This window comes from Vibrio sp. 779(2023) (assembly GCF_033344285.1).
Lineage (GTDB): Bacteria > Pseudomonadota > Gammaproteobacteria > Enterobacterales > Vibrionaceae > Vibrio > Vibrio alginolyticus.
Map to the genome: position 1 here is coordinate 1 of NZ_JAWPOM010000099.1, position 1,422 is coordinate 1,422.

General features: G+C 44.9%; 2 protein-coding genes. Both read left to right on the forward strand.

Annotated features, from left to right (window positions below):
• A partial coding sequence (locus R8O70_RS25220; RefSeq protein ID WP_412034577.1) for an MFS transporter occupies positions 1-626 on the forward strand: 626 nt, incomplete at its 5' end.
• Positions 627-676: 50 nt separating this feature from the next.
• Positions 677-1,258, forward strand: a complete 582-nt coding sequence (locus tag R8O70_RS25225) for a DUF1415 domain-containing protein (protein ID WP_042771068.1) — start codon at positions 677-679, stop codon at positions 1,256-1,258.
• The last annotated feature ends 164 nt before the right edge of the window (positions 1,259-1,422 follow it).

Below are 1,422 nucleotides of genomic sequence, written 5' to 3' on the forward strand. Positions count from 1 at the left end.
GACACCAAAATCGCGCCATTATTGATCACTTCCGAAATCAGCGGGTTTGGTTTGCAATGCTCATCGGCGGCCTTAACTTTGCGTTGTTCGTCAATCTTTACTCCGTAATGGGGTTTCGCTTAGTTAGCGCGCCGCATAACGTTCCGGTCGGTCTGGCATCGTTGATATTCATCTGTTATCTGGGAGGAACTTTTTCTTCTCGATGCGCAGGGCATTGGAGCAAACGTTACTCTTCTATTCTAGGTATGTTCTTAGGCGCTGTGGTTAGCATGGCAGGCATGTGGATTGCGGCTTTTGAGAGCCTCGCCGCTATGCTTATCGGTCTTCTGCTGATTAGTTTTGGCGCGTTTTTTACCCATACTTTGGCTTACGGCTGGGTAGGCCAAAACGCAACACAAGCAAAAGCAACCGCAACAGCTTTGTACTTGGTGCACTACTATGTTGGCGGAAGTTTAGGTGGTTTTTTATTGCTCTACTGTTGGCAACATGGCGGTTGGTCAACCGTACTGCTTGGCGGAAGCGTTTTGTATGCCGTGATGTTTGCTGCCATTGCCTACTTAAAACACATTTGTGAAAGCGTAGATACCGACAGCAACACTGATGTAGCAAGCTTGGGAAGAAGTTAATCGACTTCTCTGCTATGCTTGCGCCAAATTCATAAAAGCAAGAAAGTCGTATGCCAACGCGCTCAACACAAGAAACACCGAATACAGATATTAATGCGATCACGCAACAAGTCGAACAATGGCTTAATGATGTCGTGATTGGTCTGAATTTGTGTCCTTTTGCTGCAAAGCCGCAGCGTAACAAACAAATCAAGATTTTTGTCAGCGAAGCAACACAAGAAGAAGCGCTGCTTGAGGATATTCTGCTGCAACTTATTGAACTCAGCACCACCGAACCAGAAAAGCTGGAAACAACATTGGTCGTCGTACCTAACATGCTGCAAGATTTCTGGGACTACAACTTCTGCATCGATTGGGTTGAAGGGCTGATCAAACAACAGGATTGGGAAGGTATATTCCAAGTGGCGACTTTCCATCCAGACTATTGCTTCGGTGGTGCAGCGCCAGAAGATGACGAGAACTTAACCAATCGTTCACCATACCCAATCTTCCATCTTATTCGAGAAGAGAGTATGGAAAAGGTGTTGAAGCACTACCCTGACCCTGAATCTATTCCTGACACAAACATCGCGCGAGTTTCTGCTCTTTCAGAAGAAGAACGTAAAAAGCTCTTCCCTTATCTATTTCGTTAAGCCACAGTTTAGAACCTCAAGAGACGATTTCTAATCAGTTAGATTCTGATCTCTTGGGGATTAAAGTGCGGTTTGGTATCATTGCTCCTTCAATCGATTCAATGGAAATTAGAATGCAACTGTCAAAGCTAACCCAAGAGATTTTTGATCACTTATACCGTGAT